The organism is Shinella kummerowiae (assembly GCF_009827055.1).
Lineage (GTDB): Bacteria > Pseudomonadota > Alphaproteobacteria > Rhizobiales > Rhizobiaceae > Shinella > Shinella kummerowiae.
Map to the genome: position 1 here is coordinate 241,022 of NZ_WUMK01000001.1, position 14,881 is coordinate 255,902.

13 protein-coding genes are annotated in these 14,881 nt (G+C 62.9%); 10 read left to right on the plus strand and 3 right to left on the minus strand.

What is annotated here, in order from left to right; all coding sequences use genetic code 11:
• Positions 1-13: 13 nt before the first annotated feature.
• The 5 genes from GR138_RS01160 to GR138_RS01180 all read left to right on the plus strand — a co-directional run bounded on the left by GR138_RS01160 (position 14) and on the right by GR138_RS01180 (position 4,316).
• Positions 14-445 (plus strand): hypothetical protein, encoded by a 432-nt coding sequence (locus GR138_RS01160; RefSeq protein ID WP_160856782.1) that lies wholly within the window; start codon positions 14-16, stop codon positions 443-445.
• Between the two features lie 125 nt (positions 446-570).
• Entirely contained in the window at positions 571-972 is a 402-nt protein-coding gene (locus GR138_RS01165) for a cupin domain-containing protein (RefSeq protein WP_160856783.1), read from the plus strand.
• A 264-nt stretch (positions 973-1,236) separates the two neighbouring features.
• The gene (locus GR138_RS01170; RefSeq protein WP_160856784.1) at positions 1,237-1,968 is read left to right on the plus strand and encodes a sensor histidine kinase; all 732 of its coding nucleotides are present in this window, start codon (positions 1,237-1,239) and stop codon (positions 1,966-1,968) included.
• A 119-nt stretch (positions 1,969-2,087) separates the two neighbouring features.
• On the plus strand, positions 2,088-3,389 hold the full coding sequence (locus tag GR138_RS01175) for an alpha/beta hydrolase (protein WP_246200242.1): 1,302 nt from the start codon (positions 2,088-2,090) through the stop codon (positions 3,387-3,389).
• A gap of 288 nt (positions 3,390-3,677) precedes the next feature.
• Positions 3,678-4,316: a response regulator transcription factor gene (locus GR138_RS01180; RefSeq protein ID WP_160856785.1), complete on the plus strand. Its 639-nt coding sequence runs from the start codon at positions 3,678-3,680 to the stop codon at positions 4,314-4,316.
• A gap of 17 nt (positions 4,317-4,333) precedes the next feature.
• Here the strand turns inward: GR138_RS01180 and GR138_RS01185 are convergent, their stop codons facing one another.
• The gene (locus tag GR138_RS01185; RefSeq protein WP_160856786.1) at positions 4,334-6,922 is read right to left on the minus strand and encodes a PAS domain-containing protein; all 2,589 of its coding nucleotides are present in this window, start codon (positions 6,920-6,922) and stop codon (positions 4,334-4,336) included.
• 71 nt (positions 6,923-6,993) lie between these two features.
• The gene (locus GR138_RS01190; protein WP_246200243.1) at positions 6,994-7,668 is read right to left on the minus strand and encodes a response regulator transcription factor; all 675 of its coding nucleotides are present in this window, start codon (positions 7,666-7,668) and stop codon (positions 6,994-6,996) included.
• A gap of 259 nt (positions 7,669-7,927) precedes the next feature.
• Between GR138_RS01190 and GR138_RS01195 the strand changes: the two genes are divergently transcribed.
• The 5 genes from GR138_RS01195 to GR138_RS01215 all read left to right on the plus strand — a co-directional run bounded on the left by GR138_RS01195 (position 7,928) and on the right by GR138_RS01215 (position 13,661).
• Positions 7,928-9,418, plus strand: a complete 1,491-nt coding sequence (locus tag GR138_RS01195; RefSeq protein WP_246200244.1) for an ABC transporter substrate-binding protein — start codon at positions 7,928-7,930, stop codon at positions 9,416-9,418.
• A gap of 29 nt (positions 9,419-9,447) precedes the next feature.
• Entirely contained in the window at positions 9,448-11,196 is a 1,749-nt protein-coding gene (locus GR138_RS01200; RefSeq protein ID WP_246200245.1) for an oligopeptide/dipeptide ABC transporter ATP-binding protein, read from the plus strand.
• On the plus strand, positions 11,193-12,056 hold the full coding sequence (locus GR138_RS01205; protein WP_338091027.1) for an ABC transporter permease: 864 nt from the start codon (positions 11,193-11,195) through the stop codon (positions 12,054-12,056). The genes GR138_RS01200 and GR138_RS01205 overlap by 4 nt, the downstream gene beginning before the upstream one ends.
• A 2-nt stretch (positions 12,057-12,058) precedes the next feature.
• Positions 12,059-13,048, plus strand: coding sequence for an ABC transporter permease subunit (locus GR138_RS01210; RefSeq protein WP_160856789.1), 990 nt, complete (start codon positions 12,059-12,061; stop codon positions 13,046-13,048).
• A 130-nt stretch (positions 13,049-13,178) separates the two neighbouring features.
• Positions 13,179-13,661, plus strand: coding sequence for a helix-turn-helix domain-containing protein (locus GR138_RS01215; protein WP_160856790.1), 483 nt, complete (start codon positions 13,179-13,181; stop codon positions 13,659-13,661).
• A 69-nt stretch (positions 13,662-13,730) separates the two neighbouring features.
• Here the strand turns inward: GR138_RS01215 and GR138_RS01220 are convergent, their stop codons facing one another.
• Entirely contained in the window at positions 13,731-14,816 is a 1,086-nt protein-coding gene (locus GR138_RS01220; protein ID WP_160856791.1) for a mechanosensitive ion channel family protein, read from the minus strand.
• Positions 14,817-14,881 lie beyond the last annotated feature (65 nt).

Genomic DNA, 14,881 nt, shown 5'->3' on the forward strand with positions numbered 1-14,881 from the left:
AAGGAATCCAGCCATGAAGATCGTGGTCATTGGCGGCACGAGCCAACTGGGCTCGAAGGTCGTCACCATTCTGAAGCGCAACACTCCCCGCAAGATAAAGGCCGCACAGGACAGGAACGTCGATACGGTTTCGCACGATTGTCCCTCGGAGCGGGCCGGTATCACCGGAGATGCCGGCAAGCTAGGCTCCAGTGGTCCGGGATGCAGCGGCAAGGACTGCGCGCGCTGCTCGTCCTGCGCCGCCATCGCCAGGCTGACGATCGCAGATCCGGAGATTCACCGCCCCAACGAACCGGTTGCACGCGACTGCGACGACGATCCCGAGGCACGCTATTACGGCATTCGATTGGCCGACTTGCGGCTGCTGCCGGACTATCGGTCCATACGCGATGCGGCCCCCTGCGCCGGATGGCCCGCGTCCCTCCCCTCGCCGCGCGAAACATAGCTTTCGACCCGCGCACGAGAACACATGCGGGAGCGCCGTTCCCGATCCGGCAAATACGCTCGATTTGCGGCTGTCTCCGGACAATCCGCCAGACGATCTTCACCTGAAGCGCAAAGGAAACCACGATGAAATCCATGCTCCGCATCCTGCTCGTATCGGCCGCCTTCGGCATGGGCATCCTGCCCGCCGCCGCCGAAGACGGCGCGAAGGTCACGCCCGTGATGTCCAAGGACCTGCAGGACTATCCCGGCAAGGAAGCGCTGATGCTGTCGGTCGAGTATGAGCCCGGCGCGTCCTCCCCCAGCCATCGGCACGATGCCCACGCCTTCGTCTATGTGCTGGAGGGCGCGATCGTCATGCAGGTCGAGGGCGGCGAAGAGGTCACCGTCGGACCCGGCGAAACCTACTACGAGAACCCGTCGGACATTCATCTGGTGAGCCGCAATGCGAGCACGACGGACCGCGCCAAATTCGTGGTGGTCCTGCTCAAGAACAAGGACGTTCCGGCCGTCATCCCACTGAAGTGAACACGGCCTGATCAGCGGGAGGGAAACCGCCGGGTGCATTCCAACCTCCTCGGCCTCAACATAGCGGCCTGGGATGAGCGAGGGGGCGCAACTGACCTACCATTTCCTCAACTATGCCCTCGCCACGCTTCTGGGGCGCCATTGCCGGATTGTTGCTGGTGAGCCTCATGCGGGCCGCGCCGCCGGGACCCTGACGCCCGGCGGAATGCGCGTCAGAGCCACGCACGATACCGGCCGGGTCCGAATTGAGAAGGGTAGTGTTTTATGAGCGCGTACCACACCATGAACCCGACACCTGCCGACTATGGATCCTTCGACCTTCCGCGCAGGAGCGACTTCCCGGCCGCCCTGCTCGCCATGGCCGGACACGACTTGCGCCAGCCGTTGCAGGTGATCCAAAGCGCTTATGAATGGCTGGAGTACCGTCTCGCCCATGCGTCGGAGAAGGTCCAGCTCGCAAGGGCCGAGCGGGCGATCGGCAGACTGGCCGAGCAGCTCGACCGGCTGACCGGCGCGCTTCTGGTCTACGAGCAAAGCCAGAGGATCGAGCTTTCGCCCATCCCGCTGGCACCGCTTTTCCGGCGCATCGCCGCCGAAAACGAAGGCAGCGCCCGGGAAAAAGGCGTCGAAATCCGCGTCCATGTCACGCGCGGCCTGGTGGTCAGCAATCCCGTGCTGCTCGATAGCATACTGCGCAATCTGGTGCGCAACGCCGTCAAATATACCAGGCCGGGCGGGCGCATCCTCATCGGTTGCCGCCGCGCGGGGGAAAACGTCCGCATAGATGTCTGCGACACCGGCATCGGTATTGCGTCCGAGCATCTGTCACAGATCTTCGAGGCCTTCCGTCGGCTCGACGAGGCCGGTGCGGAGGGGCTCGGCATCGGCCTGTTCGTGGTGCGGCGGGCCGCCGAACTGCTCGGCCACGGCATCGAGGTGCGCTCGCGGGCTGGAGAGGGATCGCGGTTTTCGGTGCTGGCGCGCGCCGGCGAGTAGAATGTCGACGCGACCGCGCGACCTATACGAACGCATAGGCTCCTCGGGGCCTCTTTTGCATTATGTCTGTATCCCGCACGACAGGGCGACGTCCGATGATGCGATTGATGTATTGCACGTTGAAAACCTTCACAAAAACGCGGCTTTTCCGGTTCGCGTTTCTGGTGTTCCTGTTGCCTTGCCTTCTCCTGCCGCCGGCGTGTTCCTATTCAACGGAAACAGTCGGCAAACATCTCGCCGCGGGCGACACGTCCAAGGCCCATGTCGAACAGGATACGTCCTTCGACATCCTTTATGTGACCAACCGGGCGCCTTCCACCTCGGTCGAGGAAAAACTCTCCTACGGCGCAACTCGCGGCCATTCCATGGCCTACGGTTCGGTGACGCTCGCCCATCGGGGAGTGTCGGTGGAAGTCGTGCGCATCAGCAAACACGGCGAATTTCCGCAGTCGCCCTATCCCATCGAACTCACCGATCGCGGCCCACGCCGGGTGCCCGCCGTGGTCGACGCGCATCTGAGCGCAACCGCGGCCTTGCAGGGTGAGGTGAGCCGGCGCCTTGCGAAGGCGAAACGCAAGGAGGTGGTCGTTTTCATCCATGGCTACAACAACAGTTTCGACGACGCCGCGAAAGCCACCGGAAAGATATGCAACACGCTGTCGGCGGACTTTGTCTGCGTGTCGCTGTCATGGCCCGCCGGCGGGTCGGGCGGCGCATTCTACGGCTATAATATCGACCGGGAATCCGGCGAATTCGCCGTCCTCGATTTGAAGAAGGCCATTCGCACCCTCGCCACTGCCGATGGCGTCGAACGTCTCCACCTCATCGCGCACAGCCGCGGTGCGGATGTCCTGCTTTCCGCGCTCCATCAACTCGGGATGGAGAGCTACATGACCCGCACGTCCATCAGCGAACGCTACAAGATCAACAATGTCGTGCTGTTCGCCCCCGACGTCGATCTGGACGTCGCCACCACGAAATTGTTCGGCTTCGTGTCTGATCCGGATGCCCCCTTCGGAACGCGGGCCAGCCCCTACGGTCTCCTGCCGCCGGTGGGTTCGCTGCACCTGACCGTCTATTCATCCCCCAACAACCAGGCACTCGCGCTGTCGAGCGCGCTGTTTGGAAGCGTTATCCGGCTTGGGCGTTTGACGAGCGCCAGCATCGATTCCAAAGCGGCAAGCGCAAATGCGCTGTGGAACAACACGCAGATATCGGGGGTCGCCGACTTCGTCGAATATCAAGGAAATGCGAGCTTTACAGGCCACAGCTATTTCCTCGACGACCCAGCGGTTCAAAAGGATCTGGACGCCCTGCTGAGGGGGCACCTCAAGGCCGGTAACCCCGGTCGGCCATTGATCGAAATAAAGCGCCCGTTCTGGAAGATTATAGGCCGTACCAGCCAGATCAAGAGAGATTGAGGACCTGCCTTCCTGAGCCGAAAGACCCTTCTACGACGCGCTGCGGGCACACGGTCGAACCCGCAACCGGACACCGTATCCCTCGGCGCCATCGAGACGATGCGACCCGGACTTCCGACGCCTTGCCTATAGGCCGGCGTCAGGCGCCCTGCCCCAAAAGGTGCCGCGCGCTAGACCATCGGATAGTGTTGAAGCCGGCCGCCGTCTGAGACAATTCCTGCGAAAAATCAGAGGCCTGAAACGCGAGCAGCGAATCGAAGATCGCGACGCGCTTTGAGGGAGGGTGAGATGTTTATGGCACGCAAGCACCAGACCGCGCCGTCGGAAGAACAGGCCGTCGTCGTCATCGATGACGATGTGGACATCAGGTCCGGTATCGCCGACTTGCTTCAATCGGCAGGCATTGCGGCATCGTGCTTCCATGACACACTGGATTTTGTCGAGAACGGTTGCCTGTCCATGCCGGGCTGCATCGTTCTGGACGTGCATCTGCCCGGAATGAGCGGCATCGAGTTCCAGTCCCGGCTGGACGATCTCGGGTGCCATATCCCTGTTGTCTTCGTGACAGGCCATGGCGACGTGCCGATGAGTGTCGCAGCCATGAAGGCGGGCGCGGTGGATTTCCTGCTGAAGCCGTTTAGCAGAAAGGCCCTGCTCGGCGCGGTCGAAAGGGCATTCGAGACCGACCGGTTCCGGCGACAGGATGCGGTCGTGCGAGAAACCATCCGGCAGAAAGCCTCGACGCTCACCCCTCGGGAGCGGGAGGTGATGCAGCATGTAACCGATGGCCTCCTGAACAAACAGGTCGCCTACCAGCTCGGCATCAGCGAGATCATGGTCAAAATCCACAGGGCCAGTGTCATGCGCAAGATGGAGGCTCGCTCCCTTGCCGATCTCGTGAAGAAATCGGGATTCGTCTACGCCTAGCGCCGGTCTGCCGTCCCTCAACCGACCGGAAGGCTGACGGTGACGATCGCGCCGCCTCCGGGCGCATTTTCCGCCCAGATGCCGCCGCCGTGGGTTTCCAGGATCGAGTGGCAGATCGACAGCCCCATTCCCATTCCTTCCTTCTTGGTCGTGTAGAAGGGGTCGAAGATCCGCGCGACGTCGTCGATACCGCCTCCCTGATCGTGGAACTCGATCACCACCATGTCGCTGCCCCGCCGCCGCGACGCGATCTTGAGGGTCTTGCGGGATGCGTCTGTCTTCTGCATCGACTCGATCCCGTTGCGCAAAAGGTTGAGCACCACCTGTTCGATCTGGGTGCGGTCGGCAATGATCGAAGGCAAATCCGGGTCGAGATCCAGATGGAGTTTGATGGCGTTCAGCGACAGTTTGTCGGCCATCAGGCCGCAGACTTCCTTGACGACGGTCTCGACGTTGAGGGCTTGGCGTTGCGCCCCGTCCTGGCTGAACAGGGAGCGAATCCGGCTAACGACCTGCGCCGCCGCATCGGCGTTCCGGACGATCGATTCGGAGCTTCGGTTGGCACGCTCGAGATTGGGCGGATCGGTGGCCAGCCAGCGTTGCACCGCGTTTGCGTTGGAAACCATGGCCTGAAGGGGCTGGTTGAGCTGGTGCGCGATGGAGACCGAGAGTTCGGCAAGGCTCGCCGCGCGTGAGGCGCGCGCCAAACGTTCGTCCGCCAGGCGCAGCGATTCGTGTGCGCGCACTTCGTCGTCGATATCGAGGTTAACCCCGTACCACTGCACGATCACACCCTCGTCATCGCGGAACGGTTCGCTGCGGCCCTCGACCCAGCGATAGACTCCGTCCGAACGGCGCTGACGGTAACGCATCGAAAAGGACTGCCCGGCCCTGTGGCAATGGGCGAGCCTTTCGGCAACCGCATCCCGATCATCCGGATGCACGAGATCGCGAATGGCCTGCCCCGGCTCTGATCCGTGATATTCCATCAGCCGCTTGTTGACGTAGATCGGCTCTCCCTCGGGATCGGACAACAAAATCCCGACCGGCACCGTATCGATGAGATGTTGCAGATAACGCTGGCTCTCCCGCAACGCGTTCTGCGCCCGCACCTCTTCCTCGATGACGAAGGAGACGCCATACCAGCGGATGATGTTGCCCCTGTAATCCCGCAGGGGCTCGACGCGGGAATCGACCCAGCGATACTGGCCATCCCTGCGGCGAAGCCGCCCCTTGATGTGAAGCGGCTGGCCAGTCGCGAAGGCATCCTGGAAAGCGGCGGCCACCCGCGACCGGTCATCGGGATGGATCAGCTCGATATGGGTGCTCTGCCCCTCTCCGGCTGCAAGGTCTTCATCCCGCAGCTCGACACCGCTCCAATCGACAAAACGCTTGTTGAAGTAGTGCGGGATCCCGCTGGGGGTAATCAGCCAGATCAGGGCGGGAACCGTATCGACCAGCACGCGCAGCTCCCGCTCGCGGACCTGGACGGCCTGGTGCGCTTCGACCTCCTCGCTGATGTCGAGGCAGACACCGTACCATTGCAGGATGCTGTCGTCGGCGTCGCGCAGCGGTTCCGCCTTGCCGTCGATCCAGCGATAGACGCCATCGGCCCGTCGCTGACGGTATTTATGGGCGAACGGTTCACCGGTGGAAAAGGCGCTCGCCAGCGCTTCCACCAGCACATCTCGATCGTCGGGATGCACCGTGTCGATGATAATCGATGCCGGCCCATCCTCTATGCCGGGCTTGATCTCGTCGAGCGACAGGCCGGACCAGCTTGCCAGCGTCTTGTTGACGTAAGACGGCTTGCCATTGGGATCGGCGCACCAGATGAGGGCGGGCACCGTGTCGATCAGCCGGCGAAGCTGTTCCTCGCTGGCGCGCAGCGCAGCCTCGGCGCGTCTCTGGTCGTCGATATCGACCGTGGTGCCGTACCAGCCAGTGACGTTGCCGCGCTCGTCGCGCGATGCCACGGCGGAGTCGCGAAACCATCGATACGTGCCGTCGTGCCGGCGCACACGCTGTTCGTCGATCAGGGGTTCGCCGGTCCGCAAGCTGTAACGCCAGCGCTCGATGCTGCGGTCTATATCATCGGGATGAACGAAATGCCGCCACCACGCATGTTGGTCCTCGTCCATGATCCGGCGCATTTCCTCAGTGCTGATGCCGATGAAATCAAGCGCCGCCGGATTGACGAACCGCATGCGTCCATCCGGGTAGGTCGACCAGCCGAGCCCCGGAATATCCTCGATGGTCGGCTGGCTGACCCGATGCACCTGGTCGAAGAAGTTGACAGAGCGGAAGGTCTGCAACAGCAGCCAGAGCCCGAAGGCCGAAAGCGCAAACACGGCGATCCGAACGGTGCCCTCGTCCAGGGTGGTCGGCAATGGCAAGGTGGGCGCCGGCGAATGGAGGATGGCCGCAAAAACCAGGCTCGCCGCCGCGACCGCCGCAAGACCCGCCCGCCAACCAATAGACATCCACACCGCGGCCACGGCGATCAGCAAACTCGCCGGCTCGTGCGACAGCCAGGCCAACAACACACCGGCAGCGCCGGTCAAAGCGGCGAGCAGCGTGCGTTTGCCTTTCGATGTCGCCTCCATCGGACGTCCTTCATGGTGTTCCGTGCCGGCTTGGCGCTCCAGGAATTCGCAACGTCACGATGAAAAAAGCGCTAGTCGTCGTTCGCTTTCAGTTCATCGGGAAGCATGTTCCAGGCACTGATCAGTTGAGGGACCGAATTGGCTTGCATCTTCTTCATCATGCCGCTGCGATGCAGCTTGACCGTGACTTCGCTGATGCCCAGTTCGAAAGCAATCTGCTTGTTGAGAGCGCCGGCCACGACGAGCCGCATGACCTGTCGCTCGCGCGTGGTCAGCGATTTGTAGCGGCCGGTGTGAAGCCGCGACGTCGCTGCCTGCTCCCGGCGCGTGCAATCCGTTGCGATCGCCTTGAGGACGGCGTCGAGAAAGGTCTGGTCGCGAACCGGCTTGGTGAGGAAATCCAGCGCGCCGGCCTTCATCGCTTCGACGCTCATCGCAATGTCGCCATGCGCGGTGAGGAACACGACGGGCGTGTTGATGCCCTTGCTGGCCAGATGATGTTGCAGGTCGAGGCCGCTCAGCCCCGGCATCCGGACGTCGAGAACGAAGCAACCGGGTCGGTCGGGCAGTTTCGCGTTGAGGAACTCCTGGGCCGAGGCAAAGGCCATGGTTTCTATGCCGACGGAGTCCAGCAGGTTGCCCATGGCATCCCGCACATCGGAATCGTCATCCACAAGGGTCACGATCGGGACCGTCGAATGTTCTGAGACTGACGCCTTCATCCTCGCCTCCGATTGGGACTGCATGTCGCCTCCGCGCCCCTGTGGATCGTGCGAACCATTGCCGCCCCATACTAGAGCACCGTCCATCCCTGGTGAAGTCCTTGGGGCATGGCCGCACTGCATTTCTGGCGCGGATTGTTCAAGCTTTCTCGCCTTCTAAGGCTAGGTTTTTGTTGGAAGCAGGCCGGATTGGCGCCTCGCCATCAGCAGGACAAACGACATGCGGAGCAGTTGCGGCGATCACAGTGCGACGCGGTCCCCTGCCAGGCTTTGGACCTGCGTTTTGGGCGCGATACTTGGCGCGTGGGTCGTCGTCCTGCCGGTGCACGCGCAGGAGGTTCTGAGAATTCCGCTCTTTGGAGACATCGGCACTTTCGATCCGGACAACGGGTTCGAAATCGCAGGCATCGGCGTGATCAACAGTGTCTATGAAGGTCTGGTCGAATACGAACCGGGTTCCACCCGGATCGTCGGATCGCTCGCCAGGACATGGGACATTTCCGAGGACGGATTGACCTATACTTTCCACCTCGTCGAAGGCGTCAGGTTTCACGATGGAACGCCGCTCACCGCTGCCGCGGTGGTAAAATCCTTCGAGCGTCGCCGGGACCGGGGCCTGGTGCTCAGCTACTTCCTCAACAATGTGAAGGAAATCCGGGCGCCGGACGACGACACGATCGTACTCATCCTCCATGCGCCACAGGCCTCGCTGCTTGATTCCCTTGCCAGTCCCTGGGGCCCGAAAATCATCAGCCCCACCGCGCTTGACGCCCATGACGGCGGGAATGCCGCAACCGAATGGCTGAACGACCACGCCGCCGGCACCGGGCCCTTCAAGCTCGGAGAATTCCGGCCGGCCGAGCGCTACACGCTGGAACGGTCCGACGACTACTGGGGGCAGGAACCGTTCTTCAGCCGGGTGGAAATATCCGTCGTCCCCGACCTCAGCCAGCAGATCCTGAAACTCAAGGCGGGCGAGATCGACGCGGTGCCGAAAAACTATCCGATCGCACAGCTCTTCAGTCTGCCGCAGGACCTGGAGATAACGGCGCAGCCGAGCATGATGCAGTTCAGCCTCTTCACCAAACCGGGGTCGCCGCTCGACAATCCCGAAATCCGCGGCGCGGTTTTGACCGCCATCAATCCCGCGCTCTGGATCAAGGATGCCTTTGGCAAATATGCCAGCATTTCACAGTCTCCCTATCAGAACATGATGTTCAAGCCGAAGCAGCCAATCGCCTTTCCAACCGACGTCGCGGCCGCGAAAGCGGCGATCGCAAGGCATGGCGAGGTCACCCTGACGATCGGCCTGTTCAGCGCCGCTCCCAGCTACGGCCGGATATCCGACCTGATGATGGCGCAGCTTGCGGAAATCGGCGTGAAGGCCACGTCGCGCGTCCTGCCGCAAGGCGCCGCCTTCGCTTTAAAAGGCAAGGCCGACGCTCCCGATCTCCTGCTGACGATTTCGTCGCCGGATGCCGCCGATCCCGACAATCAGGCGGGCGTCTTCTTCATCAAGGACGCGCCGGGCAATTTTTATGGCCGCGTTCTCCCGCAGGCCGATGCCCTCGTCAAAAAGGCCAGCGGGCTGAAGGACGCCGCGGCACGCACTGCGCTCTACGAGGAATCGGGCCACATGTACTTCGACGCCGGCTATTTCATACCGCTCGTCGATGCGAATGACGTCGTTGTCCACGTCAAGGGCCTGAAGGACCTGGGCCTGCGGCCCGTCTACCCACCCGGTAACATTGATTTCGCCACCGTTCGCAAATGAGCGTGCGGGCGCCGGTCGAGGATGTTGCGATGCGCGAACCCGTTCTGACCATCGAGGGTCTCTCCGTCGTGCTGCACCGTGATGGTCATGCCAATACGGTTCTCGACAATATCGGCTTCGACGTCGCGCCGGGCGAGATCATCGCCATTGTCGGCGAAAGTGGTTCCGGCAAGTCGACGCTCGGGCTGGCGGTCCAAGGTCTCTTGCCGCGCGAACACCGGCCGTGGATACGTGGATCGATCCGGTTGGACGGCACAGAAATCGTCGGCGCGCCTGCACATTCACTTCAGGCCGCCCGCCGCTCCCTGGTGCGCGCCATCTCGCAGGATCCGATGGGTGCGCTCAATCCGACCATGACGATCCGCAACCAGTTGCGGGAATCGGCAGATAACACGGACGATGTGATGTTCGACTGGCTGCGCCGCACCGGCCTTGCGGACCCAGAGCGCATCGCGGCCTCCTTTCCCCATCGCCTCTCGGGAGGACAGCGCCAGAGGGTTCTGATCGCCATGGCGATGATGGCCCGGCCGAAAGTGCTCATTGCCGACGAGCCGACAACCGCACTCGACGCTTCTATCCAGGCCCAGATCCTCGCGCTTCTGCAGGATTTCGCCCGCGAGCAAGACACGGCGATCGTGTTCATCACCCATGACCTCGGGATCGCCGCGGCTTTCGCCGACCGCCTGATCGTGCTGCATAGCGGACGGCTCGTGGAAATCGGCGCAACCGGTGACGTCATCGAAAAACCGGGTCATCCCTATACCGCCGGCCTGCTTGCCGCGCGTTTCGACCTCACCACCGATCGGCATCGCCCCCTGCCGACGCTTCCCGCCGCCAGACGGCCCATCGGTGGGATGTCGCAGGGCTGCAATTACGCGTCACGCTGTCCGATAGCGACGGAAGACTGCAAGGTCCGGGTGCCGCCGCTGCAGCCACAGCACGCGCATTCGGGAGCGGTCGCCTGTTTTCGTGCCGCACAGATGCCCCCGCCCGATCGGCATCTCGCAACGCCCTGGCCCGTGCGGTCAACCATCCGGAACGATATCGCGCTGCAACTCTCGCAGGTCCGAAAGCGCTATCCCGTCGGCCCACGCGGTTTGCGGGCTGCGCGCTACCGAGACGTGCTGACATCGGTCGACCTATCGGTCGACCACGGCGAATGCGTGGCTCTTCTCGGAGAGAGTGGTGCGGGCAAATCCACGCTTCTTCGCATTGCCGCCGGGTTGCTTGCCCCTGATATCGGCGCGGTGTTCCGCAGCGATAACACGCCGCAAGTAATCTTCCAGGACGCCGTGTCTTCCCTTACACCCTGGCTGACCATAGGAGAGCAGGTCGGCGAGCGCCTCCGCCGCTCCGATATCTGCGCACGGCAGCACGCCCGCCGGATCGATGAGACGCTGGAACTGGTCGAACTCGATGCTGCCCTCAAAAATGCCCTTCCGGCGGAATTGTCCGTCGGCCAGTGCCAGCGGGCGGTGATCGCCCGCGCGGTGGCGGTTCCGCCGAAGCTTTTGCTCTGTGACGAACCGATCAGCGCGATGGACGTATCACTCGCTGCGGCAATCTTGAACCTCTTCGGGCGCCTTCGCCGGCGGCTCGACATGGCGATGCTCTTCGTGACGCACGAACAGGCTGCCGCGAGAATCGTCGCCGACAGGATTGCCGTCCTGAAGGACGGCGTCATCGTCATGGACAACGATCCAGACCACCTCATCGTGGCTGTACCAGCCCCGCTTGCAGCTCCGCGGCAATCGCAGGCACAAGGAGGCGTCCGGTGACGAGCATCCACGACCTTGCCGCTTTTTTCGCAGGCCCTGGCGCGCCTTGGCTGGCCCGTTTTGGCAGGATAGGAAGACTGGAGAGGGCCAGCATCGTCGGCCTGCTGCTGATCACGCTGATTGCCATCGGTGCGCCCTGGCTGACACCCTACGACCCGAACCTGCGTGTCGGCGACGGCTACCAGCCGCCATCCGGCGCATTCTGGTTCGGAACGGATGAAATTGGCCGCGACCTGTTTTCGCGCATCGTCATCGGCGTTCGGTATACCTGGCTTCCGGCGCTGGCTCTCGTCCTGTTCAGCCTCGTTCTCGGTTCGGCTATCGGCCTCGTTTCCGGCACCGCCGGCAGAAAGACCGACATGCTCATTCAGCGGCTCACCGACCTCGTCCTCATCTTGCCCGCGACGCTCATCGCGCTTGCGGTGATTGCGTCGCTCGGCCCCGGCCTTGCCAACACCATGATCGCGATCGCAATCGTCTGGTGGCCCTGGTACGCTCGCCTCAGCCGCGACGAGGTCCGCCGTCTGGTCGCCCGACCCCATGTCGAGGCTGCCCGTATTGCCGGCGCGCGCGGTTCCCGGCTCATGCTGCGCTACCTGCTGCCGGGTGTCGTGCCTTCCCTTATCGTGGCCGCTACCCTCGACATGGCCAATGTCGTCCTGACCGTTTCGCTTCTGTCGTTCCTCGGCCTCGGCCAGGCCGCGCCTGCCCCGGAGCTCGGCTCGATGACGGCCCGCTCGCTGGACAGCCTGACGGTTTTCTGGTGGCTGCCGATCCTTCCGGGCGCAGCGATCTTCCTCTTGTGTTTCTGTGCTAACCTCGCCGGCGATGGCCTGCGCGCCGCCTTGCGGGGGCGCTGACCGTGCGCCTTTATATGTTCAAGCACCTCGCCGGCCTCGTCGTTGTTGTTCTGGCGATGAGTTTCTTCGTGTTCTGCCTGCAAAGCATTCTTCCCGCCGATCCTGCCCGCGCCGTTGCAGGTCCGACCGCGCCGGTGGCCACCGTTGAAGCGGTCCGTGAGCGATTGGGGCTCGACCAACCGGTCATCGTGCAATACGGGCGCTTCCTGCTGCGTCTCGCAAAGGGCGATCTCGGCACCTCGTTCCGGACCCGCCAGCCGGTCACCGCCGATATCGGCAAACATCTGCCGGCAACATTGGAGCTTATGAGCGTCGCCGTCTTTCTCGGGGTCGTGCCCGCGGTCGCGCTGGCGCTGCTTCAGGCCTCGTTTCCCCGGCCCGGCCTTGCGCGCGTCGCCCTGATCGGGCTCGGATCGATGCCCATCTTCCTCACCGCCCTGTTGCTGGTCTATCTCTTCTGGTTCAAGCTCGCCTGGCTGCCGGGCAGCGGGCGCCTTGGCCTCACCGATTTCTCAGGCCCCACGGGCTTCAACCTCCTCGACGGTTTCCTCACCGGCCGGCCGGGCGTGAGCGTCGATGCCTTCGCCCATATCCTCCTGCCTTCGATCGCACTGGCGTTGCCGATTGCCGTTGCGATCGGCCGAACGATGAGCAGCGCCCTGCATGAGGTCATGCAGCAGGCCTATATCAGGACGGCACGCGGCAAGGGGATCGGCGAAGCGCGCCTCGTCTTCGCCCACGGCCTCCGGAATGCCGCCACCGCGCCGCTCGCCATGGTCGGCCTGCAGGTTCGCCTGCTCTTCGGCAATCTCTTGATCGTCGAACGGATTTTTGGCTGGCCCGGGCTCGGCAACTACATGGTTCAATCCCTTGCCAGCTCGGATCTTCCGGCCGTGCTCGGCGTCTCCATGGTCTTCGGCGTCCTCTATATTATCGTCAATATAGCCGTCGAACTCTGCCAGTCGCTGGCCGATCCCCGTATCGATCTCTGACGCGCGCCGCCCCAGACAGCCGGATAGGCGGATTACGCCTTTCGTATAGGTCCCGCATACGGCGGTGCGATGGATTTCGGGGGGCGCTTGCCGCTTACTCGGGATCGCCAGAGCCATTCGCGAGGATATGATGCCACCAGACGCCGGAGCGATCGACCAAAATGGCGTGATACCATCCGCCAGCACGCGTCTCTCCTACCGCGACAGGGCGGGTCTGTGTGACTGGCAGTTCAAGCGCGTCATGGCATACCTTTCCATCCGCATCGACTCCGCCGTGCGGGTGAGCGATCTCGCGGCAGAAGTGAAGCTGAGCCCGAGCCATTTCGCCCGCGCCTTCACCATCCGGCTTGGGCTTTCCCCCTACTCCTTCATCATGAAACTGCGCATCGAGCGCGCGAGCGCCCTGCTGCTCAACTCGGACAAGTCCTTGACCGAAATCGCCTTCAACTGCGGCCTGTCCGATCAGGCGCATTTCAGTCGGCTCTTTCGCCGTTTCGTGGGCATGACACCGACCCAATGGCGCCGGAAACACCTGACGGCGCGCGCCCGGCTGTCATCCCAGAACGACAACATGGGCCACGGCGAGCAGGATTTGCTCCGGATCAGCGCCTGATCCTGCTCACCCCGCGTTGCACATACCGGGTCAGAACCTTTGTGAGCGGACGCTGCGTTGTGACCGTATTTATGCGCCCGGCACCGACAACAGGATGGCATCCTTGGCCCCGTTCTGCGGGCGGACGTCCGTGCCGGATTGCTCGTCGGACGCCACCGTCGCGGGCATCAGAAGGCTTTCGTGGAATGGCGCTGCAAGCACATAAGAACCGGGCGGGAGGCCGAGCGCGACACCATTTGCCTTGCAATAGCGATAGACCGCGTCGATGACCTCGTTGCTGGCCGCAATGCGCTGGGCCGGGCTGGGAACATGGAAAAGCAACTCGACGTCCATCCCCAGACCATCCAGGTGTTTGAGCGACACGGCCGGCGGCATCACCTTGGAAACAGAGCCGCAGCTTTCGAGCGCCTGACGCAGAACCTCGATGGACCGTGCCGGCGGCTGCGTTGATGCAATCCTGATCGGCAGCTTGATCTGGTGTGTCTCTGTCGGGCGGCTGAAATTCGTCAATCCCAATTTTGCGAGAACACTGTTGGGAAGCACGACGAGATTGTTGGCCGGCGTGAGGATGCAGGTCGCCCGCCAGTTGCTGGCAACGACCCGGCCTTCCGTACCGTCGCCGAGGAAAATCCAGTCACCGATGACATAAGGACGGCCGATCGTCAGCGCGATGCCGGAAAACACGTCGGAGAGCGTATTCTGCGAGGCAAGACCCAGCATGATCGCGACGATCCCCGACGTGGCCATCAGCGTGCCAATCGGAACGCCGAAGACGAAGGCCATGATGGACAGCGAGATACCGAGATAGACGACCGCAACCACGAGATCCTGAAGGAGGCGCGCCTCCTTCGGTCGTTTCTCGAGGACAATGTAGATGCGCGTGAAGCCGATCAGAGCCCAGGCAAGATGGGTCCACCAGAGGACCTTGCCGCAGTCGACAAGAAACCGCGTGCTCGCGTCCGCGCCAGACCTCTCATACCGGAAGGGCACGATATGCGCCGCCAAAAGAGCCACCGTCATCGCCGCGAAAAACACGATCTGCACGATAAGCCGGGCGGTAGGGCGTCCCCGCCCCTGCAAAACCCAGACGGTGATGCCGGCCAGTCCGAGCACGTTCAACATTACGATGGACACGGCAGAAAGGGTCGTCGCCATGAGGTGCTCCGAAGATGTGTCTAGCCAGCATTGCGTGAAGGAGACCGGCCGAACCGGCGCCGTCC